Raw genomic sequence first — 16,905 nt, forward strand, 5'->3', positions numbered from 1 at the left:
CATCACGCGGGCGGTAAACCCGCCGCGGGCGGCTTACCTGGACTATCCGCTCGGCCACACCGCTGGGCGGCCCCACCAGCCCCAGCTGAACAAGGCCATCATCCGCGGCGCCCTGCGAGCCTTCGAGCAGCTGAGCCGGCCGGGCACGATGGTGCACCTCTCACATCGATGGTCTGACGACGACCGCTGGAAAGACTGGGTCATGCGCCCTCGGCCACGCGACCAGGGGGGTACCGGCGAGATGGAAGACGACCGGGTGGAGCGCCACCCAGACCCGCAATACCAGTCGCAAGCCGACGAGGCCGCCGCCGCGCAAACGCACCAGGGGCAAGCCTGCCTGGTGTGCGCAGGTATCGACTACTAGGCCACGCGGGTGACCCTGCGGGTCAGCCCTCGTTCTGCTCGAGGCAGCCCTGCAGGATCTCGAGCACCTTCGCCGCCTCTTCGGGAGTGGCTTCCTGATCGCTGACCACACGATCCTCGCCGAACTCGTCGACCATGTCGTCGACGAAACACTCGGCCTGTGGTCGGGTGAGGTCGAACTGCTCCATCATGTCGTCGACCGATCCCTCGCGATCGAAGCGAGAGCACCCCGTCAGTGTTGCAACCGACAGAACCAAGGCGGCCAGCAACAGGGGTACTCGCTTCACGGATGACTCCAACTACGACACGACGCCCCGAGGGGCTACTTACAAAGCAGCCAATTTGGCAGCGCTTGCATTAGATCAGCGTAAGGGCTGGTTTGCGTTGCCGTGTTTCGCCAAAGCACACTTTGGTGGTCGAAGGGGTGTAAATGACACGAGGAATCCTGGCCTACGGCAGTTACGTGCCTTACAACCGGCTGCAGCGCTCGAAGATCTCATCGACGCTGGGCCAAGGGGGCGGCCGGGGCACCAGGTCGGTGGCCAGCTATGACGAGGACACCACGTCGATGGGTGTCGAGGCGGCACGCCAGGCGATGTCCTCGCCCGGCGCAGGCGACCCCGGAATGCTGACCTTCGCCACTACCGTTCCCGCATACCTGGACAAGACCAACGCCAACACCATCCACGCGGCGCTGGGCCTGGCCCCCACCGTGCTCACCAGCGACATGATCGGTGGGCCCCGTTCGGCCAGTGGCGCCGTCATCGGGGCCATCAGCTCCATGGCCTCCAGCCTGGTGGTTGCCTCAGACATCCGCACGGGCATGCCGGGCGGGGCCGACGAATCCAACGGTGGCGACGCAGCCGTGGCCCTGCTGATCGGCGACGACGACGATGGGCCACTGCTGGCCCAGTGCATCGGCGGTGGATTCTCGGCCGGTGAGTTCCTCGACAGATGGCGCAGCCCAGGCGACCGCTCGTCGAAGGTGTGGGAAGAACGATTTGGCGAGACCGCCTACTTGCCCCACGTCGAGACCGCTGTCGAGATGGCGCTGGGCGCCACGGGCACCAGCCCCGAGGCGGTCGACAAGGTGATCCTGACCGGAGTGCACCCCAGAGCAGTGCGCGCCTCATTGAAAGCGATCGCGGTGAACCCCGACAAGGTGGTCGACGACCTGTCGATGGAGGTCGGCTACACCGGGGCAGCACATGCCTGGCTGCTGCTGGCCAACGTGCTGGACACCGCCGAGCCCGGCGAGGTCATCATGGTCGTCGAACTGTCCGACGGGGCCACAGTCAGCCTCTTTCGAACGACCGAAGCCCTGGCCTCCGGTCGACCGTCGCGGTCGGTGAGGGCCCAGATCGACGCTGGAAACGACTCGCTCGAATACGCAGCATTCCTGACCTGGCGCGGGGAGATCGTCCGCGAACCGCCGCGCCGTCCCGACCCAGATCGTCCGGCCGGGCCACCGTCGAACCGCACCGCCGACTGGAAGTTCGCCTTTGTGGGAACCCAGTGCAACCAGTGCGGTGCCAGGCACCTGCCCCCAGCCCGGGTGTGCGTCAAGTGCCGCTCGGTCGACGACATGACCGAGGTCTCGCTCGCCGACTCGCAGGCCACCATCGCCACCTACACGGTCGATCGCCTCGCATATTCGCTGGCGCCGCCCGTGGTCGCAGCCGTGCTGGACTTCGACGGTGGGGGCCGCTTCACCAGCGAGATGACAGACGTCGACGCCGCCGATGTGAAGATCGGCAATCGGGTCGAGATGACGTTCCGCAGGCTCTATGTCGCCGACGGCGTGCACAATTACTTCTGGAAGGCTCGACCGGTCGTCTAACGCGACCCGATCGAACAAAGGGGGCCACCCATGGCATCAAACGGAATCAAGGACAAGGTCGCCATCGTCGGGATGGGGTGCACACCCTTCGGCGAGCGATGGGACAAGAGCGTCGACGATCTGCTGATCGACGCCTGCGAAGAAGCGTTCAACAACACCAACATCGACCGCAACGAAATCGACGCGTTCTGGCTGGGAACCATGGGCTCTGGCATCTCGGGCCTGACCCTGTCACGGCCGCTGAAGATCGACTACAAGCCGGTGACCCGCGTCGAGAACATGTGTGCCACGGGCTCCGAAGCGTTCCGCAACGCCTGCTACGCAGTGGCCTCGGGTGCATACGACACGGTCATGGCCGTCGGCGTTGAGAAGCTGAAAGACTCGGGCTTCTCGGGCCTGGTCGTGGCAGACATCGCCAACGACGGCACCAAAGCCCAGGTCACCGCGCCGGCCAGCTTCAGCTTCCTGGCGCCCGCCTACGCCAACAAGTACGGCGTCGACGACGGCACCATGAAAGAGGTGCTGTCGCGCATCGCGTGGAAGAACCACTACAACGGCGCCCGCAACCCCCGTGCCCAGTTCCAAAAGGAAGTGGGCATGGAGACCATCTGCAATGCGCCCCTCATCGCCGGTCAGCTGGGCATCTTCGACTGCTCTGGTGTGTCCGACGGTGCTGCGGCGGCCATCATCGTGCGCGCCGAAGACGCCTACAAGTACACCGACAAGCCCCTGTTCGTGAAGGCGCTGGCGTTCACCGCCGGCCCCGCAGCCGGCCCCATCGACCCCGACTACGACTACACGACGTTCAACGAGGTCGTTCGGTGCGCCGAAGACGCCTACCAGCAGGCCGGCGTCACCGACCCCCGCGGCGAGATCGCCATGGCCGAGGTACACGACTGCTTCACACCCACCGAGCTGGTGCTGATGGAAGACCTGGGGTTTGCCGAGCGGGGCACGGCCTGGAAGGAAGAACTCGCCGGCACCTTCGACCTCCACGGCGAGCTACCCGTGAACCCAGACGGCGGACTGAAGAGCTTCGGTCACCCCATCGGCGCGTCGGGCCTGCGCATGTTGTTCGAGACCTGGCTTCAGATGAGGGGCGAAGCACCCCCCGACCGTCAGATCGAGACCGACAAGAAACTGGCCCTCACCCACAACCTGGGCGGCGGCCCTGGCGCATGCGTAACCGTCGTGTGCATCGTGGGGCCTGAGAAGGGCTGACGGCCAGGCCCCGGTACGCGTCAACGATTACGCGGAGAAGGGCCGCCCGGTTTCCCGGACGGCCCTATCGCCGCACAGTTCACCCGGTGGGTGACCTGCTACCTCACCTGAGGGACGTCACGACCCGTTCTTGATCGTTCCGCAGTCGGTGAGGGGACCCTTGGTGCCGTCGTCGAACACGACCCGCACCTGGTAGCTGAGCGTGCCGTAGGTGTCGGCGCCAGTGTCCACGAACGACAGTGCCTTGGTCTGGTCGACCCACTCGCCATTTCGCCAGATGGCATAGCGCTTGGCATCATCGACCTGGTTCCACGACAGCATCGGAGCGCCGTTCTTGGTGCTCAGCTCGCAGCTGAAGGTCGGGGGCGTCGGCGGCTGGGGCGGTGGGGTCACCTCGCCACAGTCGACCTTGGGGCCCTTGGTTCCGTTGGTGAAGATCACACGCAGCTGGTAGCTGGCTTTCGCGTTGGCGGGTGCGTTGGTGTCGGTGAAGCTGGTGTCCTTCGTCTGGCCGATCCACTGGCCGTTGCGCCAGATGGCGTACTTGGCCGCACCGTCGACCTCGTTCCAGCTCAGCACCGGGGTGCCGTTGACCACGTCGAGGTCACAGACATCGACCGGGGGCTGAGGAGGCTCGGGGGCGGTCTTGGCGAAGTAGTTGACCGGGTCGGTGTCGCTGACGGGACGCTCGACCTCGACGAAGGTCTGACCGCAGGTCTTGTCGACCTTGCCGTTCTTGTACTTGTTGATCGTGTAGCTGGCGATCTGCCAGGCGGTGTCGACGCCTCGAACCGGTCCGTCCTTTTCGCCCCATCCACCCGGGAAGTCATCGGAGCACGAGATGTGCATCTCCATGCCGGTGGGGTTCTGGACGCTGGTGCCGCCCGCATTGGCGACGAACACCGTGTTCTTGGAGTTGGTGCCGCTGATGGTGACCCCGTTCACGAATGTGAACGAATAGCCATAACCCTTGTCGATGACGGGAGGATTGCCCACCGTCACCCGGGCCACTGCGGTGACATCGGCCGAGTTCTGGAACTGGCCGGCGTTGTCCACCTGGACCTGGCGGGGGCTGCACCACATGATCTCGTCAACAGCCAGCGTCGTCTTCGGACACTCGACATTGCCCAGAATCGAGTCGGTCACGTTTACGTTCTGCAGGGCGACCCCGCCGGTGTTCTGAACCCGGTAGGTGAACCGCGCCGGTGAGCCGATGGCGATTTGGGGTCCCTTGGGCTGGTCGGCATCGTCGCCGTTCACGTACTTCTCGATGTCGATCGCAGGCGGATCGGCCACCGGCTCTGGAACCGGGGGCGTGAACGCATCGCCGCAGGTCTTGTCGACCTTGTCGCCCTTCATCTTGGCGATGCTGTAGCTGGCGATCTGCCAGGCGGTGTCGACGCCTTGGACCGGACCGTCCTTTTCGCCCCATCCACCCGGGAAGTCGTCCGAGCACGACACGTGCACATCCATACCGGTGGGGTTGTCGACGCTCGACCCACCCGCTCCGGCCAAGAAGACCGTGTTGTCCGAGGCCGTACCGCTGATGGTCGTGCCGTTGACGAAGTTGAACGTGTATTGGATCGTCTTGTCGCCCTTCTTGGCCTGCGCCGGCTGGGCGACGGCTAAACCCGCTGCGATCACCACCGCAGTGAGCATCGTTGTCAGGAGTCGCTTCAAGACTCCCCTTGCTGTCTTGGACTTCATGGCTTCCTCGTTTCGTCCCTCATGACTGCGTGACGCATGGCCACGCTGTACAAGTGCGAAAGCGAGGTGCCCGAAATACGAAAGGCCGGAAGAAATCGAGTGATTTCCTCCGGCCCTACGTGGTGGCTCAGGTTCAGCGGGCGAACCGGTCGATGCTGGCCAGCAGGTCGATGACCCCCTTCTCGGGTTTGTTCTTGACCTTCTTGTCGAGTTTTCGACAGGTGTCCCTGATCGCCTTCTCGACGTCTTTGGGAGCGATACCGGGATCGAGGGCGATGATCAAAGCCGCCTGGCCGGTGACTATCGGCGCGGCCATCGAACTGCCGCTCCATGCCGCAACTCGGCCGTTGGGCAACACGCTGCCGACCCTGACACCCGGCGCGGCCACGTCGACCCACTTGCCGAAGTTGGCGAACCCGGCGAGGGCGTCGGCCTCGGGATCCCAGGCGGTCACGCCCAGCACGCCTCCTTCGGAAGCTGGGAACTGCTTCTTGTCGACGCCGTCGTTGCCGGCGGCAGCGATGACGACCACGCCCGCCTGCTCGGCGCGTTGCAGTGCCTGCTTGAAACGATCCGACTTGATCTTGGTTCCCCCGAAGCTGAGGTTGATGACGTCGGCGCCGGCGGCCACTGCGTCGTCGATCGCCTCGGCAACGGCGTAGAAGTTGCCTCGACCGTCGCCGTCGAGCACCCGATAGGCGAGGATCTTGGCTCCGGGTGCTACCTGGTTGACGATGCCCGCAACGTGGGTGCCGTGTCCGACGCTTTCGTCGATGTGGCCGTCGCCGTCGTCGTCGACACCGTTGCCCGTGTCGCGAGGGCTGGCGTCGTCGTCGACGAAGTCCCAGCCGTCGATCAACACGCCGGCCAGCCTAGGGTCGGCGGGGTCGACGCCGGTGTCGAGGATGGCAACGACCGTGCCCGAGCCGTCGGATATGCGGTGGGCCGATTCCAGGTTCAGCTGTTCGAGGCCATCGCCCAGGTGGGCCGCGTCACCCGCATCTGGCACACAGTCGAGCCTGTCGCCCTTGACGCCACCATGGAAGATCGGGCGCACCTGGTACAGGGCGCCGTCGGTGGCCTGGCCGTCGTTCCACGACGTCGCCTTGGTGCGGCCCAGCCACCTGCCGTCGGCCCACACGGCGTACTTCTTGGCCCCGTCTACCGCCATCCACTGGATCTGGGCCGAGGGACCGTCGAAGCGCACCCAGCACTCGGCGTCGGCGATCGCACCGGGGTGGTCGTCGTCCCACGCATGGAAACCATCGTCGTCGGCCTGGTCGAGTCGGTCGGCGTCGAGCCCCAACTCCTGAACCCACGCGTGAAACCCGTCGTCGTCGAGTTGGCCCATGTCCAGGGGCTCGGCCCACAGCACGCGGCCGTCTTTCTCGAGGTCCTTGGGGTTGGCTGCAGAAAAGACGGCAATCCCGCGGCTTTCGACCAGGACCTCCATCACCTGCAGGTCATGATCTCGACCGAACGCCTCGATTGCCGCGGTCGTGTGGACGTCGACTCGCACGACCACCGGCCCTGTGGCGTCTTTCTTTCCCTTCGCCATCGCTACCGAAGGCGTCAGACCCACCGCCAACGTGGCGGTTACCAGCAGTGCTACCAGCCGCTTCATGGTTGTTCCATTCGCTGATTGTGGGCTCCGATCAACGTCGGGTTAGCCCACTGGTGTACGTCGGGATGTGTTTGCCGCACAGCCCGGCGCGCCAGCGACAGAGCCAGCGCAGTCTCGTGACCCTCGGAGAGGTTCTGATGGAATGCCGACATCAACAGCGCGCTGCACGCGTCATCGGCCTCCCACATGTTGACCACCACCGCCGAAGCCCCAGCGGCCAACAGGGCATGGGGCAGCCCGATCAGTTCGCCTCGAGATCCGGGAGATGCCTGGGCGCCCGAGTGGCAGGCGCTCAGCACGACCAGCTGGCCGTCCAGGAACGCGTCGCCGAACTCGGCTGCGCTCAGCCACCGGTCGGCCAGCCTCAGGGACGAGAACCACGGGTTGTCGGCCCTGAACAAGCCGTGGCATGCCAGGTGGACCACATCGTGCTGGGCAACCGCGGCCAGCACGGCGTCGGCAGTGGCCGCATCGCCGACCAGCGAGGTGTGGTCTGGGCTGGTCGAAGCGATCGCACGCGCTTCGACTGAGGTCGCAGGAGCCATGGGATCGTCGGTGGCTACCACCAGGGTCTTGCGCAGCGGACGGGCTCGGGCCCGAAGAGTGTCGGCGGCTTCGAAGCCGGGCGACATCGAGATCGTGATCGCGTCCGACAGGGCAGCGAAGGGCACACCTGCAACCGAGGCGTCGGGAACGATCTGCATGTCGCTGGGCAGGCGTCCACCGAACAGCTCGACCAGCGGGTCGATGAGCATCTCGCTCAGCGAGGCCAACACCTCGGCGCCGATGGCCTGGTTGATTGGGCCGTGACGATCGGCGAGCTCGCTGTTCATGGCCCGGCGCCTGATGGCGCCCAATCGTTCTACCTCGCGCGCAATGTCGAGCACCCGTGCCAACCGAGCAGTGCGCACACCGGCTGCGCCGTCGACGAAAGCGAACAGATCGGCGCCAACGGTCTGCATGACCACCTGTGCCACCGCGGCGTTGCTTGCACTTCGGCGAGGCTTTGCCGTCGCCGGCCTGCTGAGTGGTGTTTCCAAGTGGCGGGCCCGACGAACCAGCGCTGCGGCTTCTGTCTGCGGGGCGGTCAACAGGCCCGAGTAGATGGCGTCCAGCTCGTGGCTGTGCATCGCTGTGACAGCGTCTATCCGTCCGTGGAGCCGGTCGGTGAGAGTCTGCGATCGATCGGTGCCGATGATCTCCAGAGCTCGATCGACCTCGCCGTTGTCGAGCAGGGTCGCCACCAGTTCCTCGACGACCTGCGCACGCGACGCCAGGAAGCCCACTCGGTGAAGTTCGAACGCCAGGTTCGAGCGCTGGGTGCTGGTTATCTCGTGTGCTGCTTCGAAATGCTCGAGTGCCGCCGCCAGGTCGCCGCCGGCGCGCGCCAGACGGCCCGCGCAGGTCCGGATTTGCCAGTCCAGAGCAGGCATGGCCAGCCCGGCAGCGACATCGCGGGCGCGGTCCAAAGCTGCGGCTGCCGACGTGGGGTCCAGCTCGCATTCGGCAGTGCGCACCAACGCCTCGGCGAGGTCGGCCGGGTGGGTGGTGTCCAGCAGCGCCAAGGCATGGCGTGCCGACGCCAGGGCCGTCACCCCTTCGCCGGCTCGGGACAAGGCCACCAGCGACCGCGCCTGACCGACCGGGTCTCCCAACTCGACGTATCCATCCGCAGCCTGCTGCAGATCGGGGGCCGCATCGCGGGGCCGCCCACCGGCCAGGCGGGTGATGCCACGGTTCAGCAGCGCTTGGATGCGCTCGGGGCTTCTGCTGTTGTCGGCGAACGACTCGATGACCGACGTCTGGGCCTCTTCGGCCTCGTCGAGCAGGCCGAGCGTGCAACAAGCCTCGGCCAGTTCGATCTGAAGTTGGGCCCAAGTCGGCGACTTCTGCAGGCCGGCGAGGGTGCGCTTGGCGAGATCGATCGTGGCACGCGCGGCCACGATGTGGCCTGACCTCAGCTCGGCTCGAGACAAGAAAGCCAGTGCCCGACCCTGCGAAAGCCGATCGTCAACCGCCTCGAAGTGTTCGGCGGCGGTCCTCAGAACCTGGGCCGCCTCGTCGACGCGGCCCAGCTCGAGCAGCTGCAGCCCCTGGTTGGCCCACGAGCGGGCGACGTCGTCCTTCAGGCCCAGTTCGGCATAGGCCGCCTCGGTGTCCAGGTGCGAGTGCAGCGCGGCAGCGTGTTCGCCCAAGTAGCCCAGGGCTACCGCCAAGTTCTCGCCCGCTGCTGCGCGCAACCATGTGGCCTCAGCGATGTCGTCGCCGAAGGTCTGCGGGTCGACAGCGTCGATCGTGGCCAACAGTTGACGGCCCACCGCGGCTGCCTGACGGTGCTGGCCAAGGTCGTCCAGCACGTTCATTCGGCCAAGGTCGCTTCGAAGGGCGCGCAACACCTGACCGCACGCCTGCCAGTTGTCTCTCGCCGCGTCGATGTGTCGCAGCGCGGCTCGTGGCTCGCCGGCGTTCACCAGCAGTCGCGCCTGCAGATAGTGGCGGCGCGCCTGGGTTGCCGGCTCTTGATCGCCGGTCATGTCAGAAATTGCTTCCAGCATGCTGAGAGCACTGTGAGGGTCTGACTGGGCCAGCGCTTCGGCCTGGGCCAATACGGTTTCGAGCTCGATCGCAGACGTGTCCATCGTCAGAGCTCCAGATCGATGCGCTTGGTGGAGGTGGGGGAGTTGCACACAAGGCGGTGGGTTCCGCGCGCCACCCCGTCGAAGCGGGCTCGGCCCATCGCGTCCAGCGTCTTCCAGGTGGCCGAGTCAATTCCCACAGCCACCCCGTCCAGGTCGGCGGCACCCGATGTGGGCACCACGGTCACTTCCAGATCGAAAGACTCGCGTGGTCGTGGGAACACGTCGACGACCACGTCGAAGGCCTCGGCGTCGAAGACAAGCGTCCAGCCGGTCGTGGGCTGGGTGGCGCCGCGAACGCCGGTCAACGCCGGCTGGCGCCGACTGTCGAAGTCGGCCTCCTGCACGATGTTGCCCGGCGTGGGGCCGTGGGCGGCGAACAGCGAGTCGAGCCTTTGAGTCAGCCCTGGCGGAGGAGGCATCAACGGGAGCCGTTCGCCTGCGTCGATCAGTTCTTCGATGAATGCCGGTTCGATACCCAGCAGGTCGAGTTCTGTTGCCAGCCGTTCGGCCTCGGCCATGTCGAATCGTCGCAAGAGCTGGGCGATCAGCTCGGGGCGTCTGTGGGTCATTGCGATGCCCCTGACTGCTGGTCGAACGTGTTTCTCAGCGCGGCCAGGCATCTAGCCCGCAGGGGTCCGATGCTTCCGACCGGGCGATCGAGGCGAGTTGCGACGGTGGCGTAGTCGGGCGTCGGCTGTTCCAGAAACAGGGCTCGTATGAGCGTGCGGCAGGGATCGTCGAGCTGTTCGACAGCGCGGTGTACGTCCAGACGGGTGGCCACGACCGCGATTTCGTCGGGGGCGATGTCGTGGTTCGACTCACTGGTGGTCAGAACCTCGAGGCGCCGACTGTTGCGGAACCTCCACGATGTTCGACGCGCTACCACCGCCAGCCAGGCGTCTATGCGGTCGACCTCGCGGAGCTGGTCGAGCTGGCGAAGCAGAGCCACGAACACCGACTGGGTGACGTCTGCTGCTTCCTCGGCCGACAGCCCTTCGCACCTGGCGATCGAGAACACCAGTCGCTCGTGCTTCGCGACCAGCTCACACCAAGCTTCCTCGTCGCCGGCACGGCAGGCGTCGACCAGCTGCTGAGTCGTCTTTTGTAGCGCTTCAGGCCGGTTGGGCATGGAGCAAGTGCACCACGCAGAGTGAACAATATCAAGAAAAAGTGCTCAACTGCCTACGGAGAGTGGCCGACGGCCCGGTTCCCTAGGGCTGCGATGTGGGGACGTCGGGTCGCTCGCAGCGGCCATTCAGCACCGCCACCGCGTCGTCTGGCAACTCGCCGGTCTGCTCGTACTGGTCGGTCAACTGTTCGATCGGCACGCTGAGGCCCTCGTTGGCCTCCTGGTCGATCAACACCAGGAACTGACACAGGCACTCGGCCGTGATTCCGCCGTCGGCGGTGCACCGGTCGGTATATCGGCTGGCCAGCGCCAGGGCGTCGCCTTCGAGAGCGGCGGCTGCATCGGTGGTGCTGGAAGCGACGGGCTCTGTCGACGAAGGTGACGTCGGCTCGGTCGTTGGCGTGGTCGAGGTGGTCGTGGCCGCGTTCTGGTCGTCGTCTCCTCCGGCCAACAGTCCGAAATACACGCCGGCGGCGATTGCGAGGGCCACCAACGCCGCACCGGCACCGATCAGCACCTTCTTCGGGCCGGCCGAGGCCAGCACGTCACCCAGGTCTTCTGGCTCGGCCTTGGCCGACTTGGACAATCTCAGAGGCCTGGGCGTGGGGCGGTTGGGGTCGTCGGGGGAGTCTGGCCTGATCGCCGGTCGCTGCTCGGCGACGCCAGATAGGGGAGCGGACGGCTCGGCCGGGAATGGCGGGATCGACTTTGGGGCGATGGTGGCCATTCGGTCGGGTTCGTCGACGGCAGCCTTGGCCTCGACTTCGGGTGCCTGAGCCGGAGACGAGTACGCCTCGACCTCGTCCTTCTTGGAGCCAGATGTGGGCTCCGAATCGATCTGTGTACCTGCGCGCATGTGGTCTCTGACCGCAGGCATGGACGTCGTGGGCGGACGCATAGCGGGCGGTTGGTCGCTGGGTCGGGCCAGGATCTCGGCGATCGGTCCCCAAGCCCGGAATCCGATACCCGTGTGATTCAGCCAGCGAAAACCGAACACCTTGTTGGCAGCGCGGGCGATGGCCTCGCCCAGCGCGCCACCGGAGCGGAACCGATCGGCCGGATCCTTCTCCAGGCACCGCATGACCACATCGGCGATCTCGGCCGGAACCTGGGGTGCGACCTCGCTGAGCGGTGGGGGAGGTTCGCTGACGTGCTTCAGCAGCATCGCCATGGGGTCGGGGGCGTCGGGAAACGGCAGCCGGCCGGACAATGCCTCGTACAGCAGAACGCCTGCGCTGTAGACGTCGGACTCGGGTGTGAGCTTGGTTCCCCTCGCCTGTTCCGGAGACATGTAGGCGGGCGTGCCGACGACCTCGCCGGCCGCCGTTCTGGCGCGTCCCAGGTCGAGCGCCTTGGCCACGCCGAAATCGCCAAGGCAAGGCGTCATGTCGTCGGTGAACAGCAGGTTCTCGGGTTTGACGTCGCGGTGAACGACCTCGCGCTCGTGGGCGGCCTCCAAAGCGGCGCACAGTCCCAGGGCAATCGCGCAGACCTCGTCGCTCATGAGGCCCTGGGCCGTGAACCGCTCCCACAGGGTTCCGCCGCCCAGACGGTCCATGACGATGAGCCAGAGCCCCTCGTGCTCGATCAGGTCGTAGACCTTCACGATGTGAGGATGATCGAGCATTGCGCCCAGTCGGGCCTCTTCGCGGAATCGGTCGCGCGTGACCTCGTCAACCCCGAACGCACGGGGCAGAACCTTCACCGCCACGTGGCGCTGAAGCGATGGGTGGTAGGCCCTGTAGACGATGCCCCAGCCGCCTCGTCCTATCTCCTCACCGAGTTCGTAGTTGGGCAAAGCTGCGGCGATCAGCTGCTGGTCCATTGGCGCCACTGTGCCACACGCTCCTCTTTCGCTGGCCCGGGTGCGGGGCCGGGGCCTCGTACACGACGGATCTGGCTTGCATCGGTTACACGATGCTGACGGCAGACTTGATGTTCGGTGTAACCATCGGCGGCTGGGTGCGTCTAGTCAAATGCGAGCCGACCGGAGAGGGGCCTCATGGAAACCGAACAGTCTGCGGCGTCTCGTCTGCTGGCCAAGCTCTCCCGGTTCGTAGCGACTCTCGACGATGACGAGCGCGAGATGCTGGCGGCGTTGCTGGCGCCAGGGGTGGCAAAGGTGTGGCAGGAAGAAGCCGAGGTCGAAGGCTTCGCCGTCGACTGGATGCCATCGTCCATGCCAGAGGCGCTCGAGGTCGCCGTCCGCGACAGGCATCTGCGAATCGAAGGACTCTAGAAGCGGCTCAGCCGCCCATTTGCCTTTGCATCTCCAGAGCGGTCTGCAGGCGGCGGCGGGCCCGATGCACCACGACCTTCGCGTTGTTGGGGCTGATGCCCAGGGCGGTTGCAACCTCGGCAGGCCCAAACCTCAGGTGCACGACCAGGTCCAGCGCGGTGGCGTCGCGGGGTGACAGGGTCGCCAGGGCCGCGTTCAACTGTCTTGCCGTGTCGGCCAGCTCGACATAGTCAAATGCTTCGGGCTCCAGGGCTTCGGGTTCGTTCTCGGGCTCGAGGGGTTCCCAACGGCGCCTGCTGCGGCTGCGCCCGAGATCGCGGGCGGTGTTGCGGGCGATCTGCAACAGCCATGGTCGAAACCTGGAGCTGTCCCTCAGCGACTCGAGGCTTCGCAGCGCCCTCAGGAAGGTCTCCTGAACACAGTCGAGCTGGGCTTCGGGCTCGTTGATCCAGTCGGCGATGGCAACCCTGGCAGCCCTGTGGTGAAGCTTGTACAGCTGGGCGAAGGCCTCTGAGTCGCCGCCCCTGGCGGCCTCGACCAGATCGGAGTCGTCGTCGAGGTTGTTGACCGAGCGCGTGTGTGCGGCGCTTGCCCCTGGCCTTGTTCCGGCCCTCGACCGCGTGCCTCCAGAGATGGGCAGAACCTAGCCGTTCGCGGTTGTGCACTCAAAGTGATGCTGTGTTCATTTTCGGTGGTTCAGAAATCGCCGCTGGACCTGTCACCGACCCAATCTCGTCATGGAGTATCGGTCGCGACCGTCGGCATTCGTAACTGGGATGTCTTGGGTGAAACCATCGGCGGCACACATCGTCTAGGACTGGCGGCGAGTGTGCGGTAGCAGGAGGCGAATATGGACGGTGGCTCAGGGCACCTCGTGAGGCTCGTGGATCATCGTGGCAACGCGACCGAGATCGAGCTCGTCGGGCGGGTAGAGGTGGGGCGTGAGGCCAGCGGCATCCAGGTCGACGACCCTGCGGTATCGCGCCGGCACCTCGAACTCGATGCCACTGGTCCGGTCCTCACGGTCACCGACCTCGGGTCGTCGTATGGCACCTACATCGACGGTAAACGCATCGAAGCACCCAGCGCCGCGCCCGTCGGCTCCGAGATCCAGATCGGCGACACCAGGCTGGTGGTACTCGCAGCGTCGTCGGCCCAATCGGCCACACTGCCTCCCGCTGCACCCGCCGCAGTCTCCCAGCCCGCCTCGCCGCTGCCCACCCATTATGCGTCGAAGGTCGACGACGGCATCGAGGTCAGGTACAGGCCCGGCAGCCACGGAGAGTCGCTCGCCGGCTCGTACCTGAAGGCGTGCCGCAAGGCGCGCCGCAACCTGGCGGGTATCGGGTCTGAATCGTGGGGCAACACGGTGGTGGTGTGGCTGGTAGACCCCTTCACCGACCCCGCCACCGGCGACACCGTGGTCGAGGGTTCGGTCATCGACGACTCTGCCAACGAGATCTGGATGGCGGTCAGCCCCGAAGCACCGCCCGAAGACCCCCACCGCCCGATGATCCTGTTGTTCGGGGCTGCACTGCCCGCCGGCGCCGACCTCGATCTGCTGCTGGAGGGGTTCGGCCTGCACCTGGCGGGCACCGAACAGGCGCCCGACGCTCTCGCCGGGCTGCAGATGCCGCCGCTCGAGCACGCGTCCGGCGATCTGCGCACAGCGATGGCTCTGTCCTGGGTGCGGTTCCTCTTGGCCCGCGAGAACGAGGAGACCTTTCGGCAACTGCTCGCCTCGCCGGCGGGCCAGGTCGAGTCCAGATTCCAGGAGCTGTACGGCACCACCAGCACCGCGCTCGAGATGCAGTGGCACTACGGCGCCATCGAAGAGCAGCACGACGTCAAGGCGGGTGAGTTCCTGCGCCTATCGCTGAAGTATCTGAAGCCCTACAAGGCCCGCCAGGCCGAGATCTTCGTCTACATGCTGTTGAGCCTTGCCTTCACGGCAGCCTTTCCATTCGTCAGCCGACGACTGTTCGACGATGCGCTCCCGTCCGGTGAGTTCGGCCAGGTGGCGACGCTGCTGGGGCTGCTGGGCGGAGCGTTCGTGGTTTCGCTGTTGGCCGGTCTGCGCCAGACCTATCAAAGCGCTTGGGTCAGCGGGGCGGTGGTGCGCGACATCCGGGCCCAGATGTTCGATCGCCTGCAGCGTCTGCCCGAGGCCTGGCACAGTCGCTATCAGCAAGGCGACGTGCTGTCTCGGATGTTCAACGACGTCGGTCAGGTAGAGAACGGTCTGACCACGGCGATCGGCACCGGCATCTTCCAGGGCCTGCAGCTCGTCGTCAGCGGCATCATCATGCTCACCGTCAACTTCTGGTTGGGTGTGCTGGTGTTGCTGGGCGCCCCCATCGTGGCCTTCGTATACAAGCGGATGGCCAAGGGCGCCCAGGCCAGAAGTGTTGCGGTCAGCGAAGCCTCCAGCGACCTTCTGGGCGTGGCTTCGGAGAACAACGCTGCTGGTCAGGTGGTTCGCATGTTCGGGCTGGCGGGTCGCGAGGGCGATCGCTTCGGGCGTGCCTCAGAGCGCCTGTTCGGTGCCGAGCGGCGCCTCAGCCTGTTCGGCGGGTTCTTCGGGCTGTCGGTGAACCTCATCGTCACCTTGCTGCGGCTGGCCGTGATGGGCATCGGTGCCTGGCTGATCATCGAGGGTCGATTCACCATCGGTGGCCTGGTTGCGTTCCTGGGGGTGATGGGCGATGTGCTTACACCCGTGACCTCGCTGACCACGCTCGGCCAGGGAATTCAGGCTTCGATGGGTTCGCTGGTGCGCATCAACGAGGTTCTCGACGCAACTCCCGAGGGAGCCGACGATTCGGGCAAGACCCAGCTGAAGCCGCTGGAACGCGACATCACGCTGACGGGTGTGGCGTTCTCGTATGGACCCGAGAAGCGGGTGCTGGACGGGGTCGATTGCACAATCGAGGCGGGCACCAAGGTGGCCTTCGTAGGGCCTTCGGGTTCGGGTAAGTCGACCGTTCTGCGTTTGCTGATGCGCCAGTGGGATCCAGAAGAAGGCGCCATCTTGTTCGACGGCACCGACATTCGCACCGCAACCCTCGCCTCGCTTCGCGACCAGATGGGGGTGGTGTTCCAGGACCCGTTCCTGTTCGACACCACCGTTCGCGAGAACATCGCCATGGGTCGGCCCGGCGCCACCGAGGCCGAGATCATCGCCGCAGCCGAAGCCGCCGAGATCGATTCGTTCATCGGCAACCTGCCTCGCGGCTACGACACCCTGGTGGGTCAGCGGGGCTCGAACCTGTCGGGCGGCCAGCGTCAGCGGGTCAGCATCGCCAGGGCCCTGGTGCGCAACCCCAGCATCTTGTTGCTCGACGAAGCCACGTCCGCGCTCGACCCCCAAACCGAGCGAGCCATCAACCAGACCCTCGACCGCGTCGCCCACAAACGCACTGTCATCAGCATCACCCACCGGCTCACGTCGGTCACCGGCTACGACAAGATCTTCGTCGTCGACAACGGGTCGATCGTCGAGTCCGGTAGCCACGAGCAGCTGGTCGCCATGGGCGGGTTGTACGCCCATCTGTGGTCCGAGCAGACGGGTGCACCGGTCGAGCGCGCGACGGCATTCGACGCGGTTTCCGCGCTGGCCAAGGTGTCGCTGTTCGCCGATCTGGGGCCTGAAGCGCTGGCGGGCGTGGCCGCTCGCCTGACCACCTTCGACCTGGCCGCGGGCGAGACGATCGCCGAGGGCGGCGGCCGTCTGCTGTTGATTGCAAGCGGCCACGGCGAGGCGCTCATCGAAGACGTCGCCGGCGAGCGGGTCGTCGACGCGATGCTGGGCCCCGGCGACAGCTTTGGCCTGAGGTCGATTCTCGGACATGCCAGCGGCGCCGTGCTGCGCGCTCGCGACCGCATGACCGTGATGGTGCTGGACGACCAGGCCATGTCGGCCCTGGCCCAGGTTTATCCCGAGGTTGGTCAACGGCTGGGCGGGCAGGGTCAGGCTCCCGTTCGCCCGACCGGCGGGCGCCGGTTGTCCAGGGCATCCATCGGCCCGCGCCATACGGCGGCGGTCAACGCGGTCGAGCCACGCCGAGCCGACGCCCCGTCCACCGCCGACCTGCGGCGCATGACGGGCACATTCGCGGGTCCCGTCGATCTGCAATCATGATC

Annotated in this window: 13 protein-coding genes; 5 read left to right on the forward strand and 8 right to left on the reverse strand. The window is 66.0% G+C overall.

Annotated features, from left to right (window positions below; translation table 11 throughout):
- The coding region (locus R2770_17935; GenBank protein ID MEZ5282346.1) for a hypothetical protein at positions 1–364 on the forward strand (364 nt) is incomplete at its 5' end.
- Between the two features lie 22 nt (positions 365–386).
- Here the strand turns inward: R2770_17935 and R2770_17940 are convergent.
- Entirely contained in the window at positions 387–650 is a 264-nt protein-coding gene (locus R2770_17940; protein MEZ5282347.1) for a hypothetical protein, read from the reverse strand.
- A gap of 143 nt (positions 651–793) precedes the next feature.
- Here R2770_17940 and R2770_17945 point away from each other — a divergent pair, with 143 nt between their 5' ends.
- Entirely contained in the window at positions 794–2,203 is a 1,410-nt protein-coding gene (locus tag R2770_17945; protein MEZ5282348.1) for an OB-fold domain-containing protein, read from the forward strand.
- A gap of 30 nt (positions 2,204–2,233) precedes the next feature.
- Positions 2,234–3,424: an acetyl-CoA acetyltransferase gene (locus R2770_17950; protein ID MEZ5282349.1), complete on the forward strand. Its 1,191-nt coding sequence runs from the start codon at positions 2,234–2,236 to the stop codon at positions 3,422–3,424.
- A gap of 117 nt (positions 3,425–3,541) precedes the next feature.
- Here the strand turns inward: R2770_17950 and R2770_17955 are convergent, their stop codons facing one another.
- The 6 genes from R2770_17955 to R2770_17980 form a co-directional block, all read right to left on the reverse strand.
- Positions 3,542–5,131 (reverse strand): hypothetical protein, encoded by a 1,590-nt coding sequence (locus R2770_17955; protein ID MEZ5282350.1) that lies wholly within the window; start codon positions 5,129–5,131, stop codon positions 3,542–3,544.
- A 133-nt stretch (positions 5,132–5,264) separates the two neighbouring features.
- The gene (locus R2770_17960) at positions 5,265–6,755 is read right to left on the reverse strand and encodes a S8 family serine peptidase (GenBank protein MEZ5282351.1); all 1,491 of its coding nucleotides are present in this window, start codon (positions 6,753–6,755) and stop codon (positions 5,265–5,267) included.
- Positions 6,752–9,394, reverse strand: coding sequence for a CHAT domain-containing protein (locus R2770_17965; protein MEZ5282352.1), 2,643 nt, complete (start codon positions 9,392–9,394; stop codon positions 6,752–6,754). Before R2770_17965 ends, R2770_17960 begins: the two co-directional genes overlap by 4 nt.
- Positions 9,395–9,396: 2 nt before the next feature.
- On the reverse strand, positions 9,397–9,963 hold the full coding sequence (locus tag R2770_17970; GenBank protein MEZ5282353.1) for a hypothetical protein: 567 nt from the start codon (positions 9,961–9,963) through the stop codon (positions 9,397–9,399).
- Positions 9,960–10,523 (reverse strand): sigma-70 family RNA polymerase sigma factor, encoded by a 564-nt coding sequence (locus R2770_17975; protein MEZ5282354.1) that lies wholly within the window; start codon positions 10,521–10,523, stop codon positions 9,960–9,962. The genes R2770_17970 and R2770_17975 overlap by 4 nt, the downstream gene beginning before the upstream one ends.
- Before the next feature lie 82 nt (positions 10,524–10,605).
- Positions 10,606–12,348, reverse strand: coding sequence for a protein kinase (locus tag R2770_17980; GenBank protein MEZ5282355.1), 1,743 nt, complete (start codon positions 12,346–12,348; stop codon positions 10,606–10,608).
- A 177-nt stretch (positions 12,349–12,525) separates the two neighbouring features.
- Between R2770_17980 and R2770_17985 the strand changes: the two genes are divergently transcribed.
- Complete coding sequence (locus tag R2770_17985; protein MEZ5282356.1) at positions 12,526–12,762, forward strand: hypothetical protein; 237 nt, start codon at positions 12,526–12,528, stop codon at positions 12,760–12,762.
- 7 nt (positions 12,763–12,769) lie between these two features.
- On the opposite strand, the gene R2770_17990 is transcribed toward R2770_17985, so the two are convergent.
- Positions 12,770–13,402 (reverse strand): sigma-70 family RNA polymerase sigma factor, encoded by a 633-nt coding sequence (locus R2770_17990; GenBank protein MEZ5282357.1) that lies wholly within the window; start codon positions 13,400–13,402, stop codon positions 12,770–12,772.
- Between the two features lie 210 nt (positions 13,403–13,612).
- Here R2770_17990 and R2770_17995 point away from each other — a divergent pair, with 210 nt between their 5' ends.
- A complete protein-coding gene (locus R2770_17995) occupies positions 13,613–16,903 on the forward strand; it encodes an ATP-binding cassette domain-containing protein (protein MEZ5282358.1) in 3,291 nt (1,096 codons plus the stop codon).
- The last annotated feature ends 2 nt before the right edge of the window (positions 16,904–16,905 follow it).

Source organism: Acidimicrobiales bacterium, from assembly GCA_041394185.1.
Taxonomy (GTDB): Bacteria; Actinomycetota; Acidimicrobiia; order Acidimicrobiales; family Poriferisodalaceae; genus JAAETH01.

Bases quoted from the DNA above. Each gene is read 5' to 3' on its own strand.
- R2770_17980 (MEZ5282355.1), bottom strand. From the start codon at position 12,348: ATGGACCAGCAGCTGATCGCCGCAGCTTTGCCCAACTACGAACTCGGT.
- R2770_17970 (MEZ5282353.1), bottom strand. From the start codon at position 9,963: ATGACCCACAGACGCCCCGAGCTGATCGCCCAGCTCTTGCGACGATTC.
- R2770_17995 (MEZ5282358.1), top strand. From the start codon at position 13,613: ATGGACGGTGGCTCAGGGCACCTCGTGAGGCTCGTGGATCATCGTGGC.
- R2770_17945 (MEZ5282348.1), top strand. From the start codon at position 794: ATGACACGAGGAATCCTGGCCTACGGCAGTTACGTGCCTTACAACCGG.
- R2770_17955 (MEZ5282350.1), bottom strand. From the start codon at position 5,131: ATGAAGTCCAAGACAGCAAGGGGAGTCTTGAAGCGACTCCTGACAACG.
- R2770_17960 (MEZ5282351.1), bottom strand. From the start codon at position 6,755: ATGAAGCGGCTGGTAGCACTGCTGGTAACCGCCACGTTGGCGGTGGGT.
- R2770_17965 (MEZ5282352.1), bottom strand. From the start codon at position 9,394: ATGGACACGTCTGCGATCGAGCTCGAAACCGTATTGGCCCAGGCCGAA.
- R2770_17975 (MEZ5282354.1), bottom strand. From the start codon at position 10,523: ATGCCCAACCGGCCTGAAGCGCTACAAAAGACGACTCAGCAGCTGGTC.
- R2770_17985 (MEZ5282356.1), top strand. From the start codon at position 12,526: ATGGAAACCGAACAGTCTGCGGCGTCTCGTCTGCTGGCCAAGCTCTCC.
- R2770_17950 (MEZ5282349.1), top strand. From the start codon at position 2,234: ATGGCATCAAACGGAATCAAGGACAAGGTCGCCATCGTCGGGATGGGG.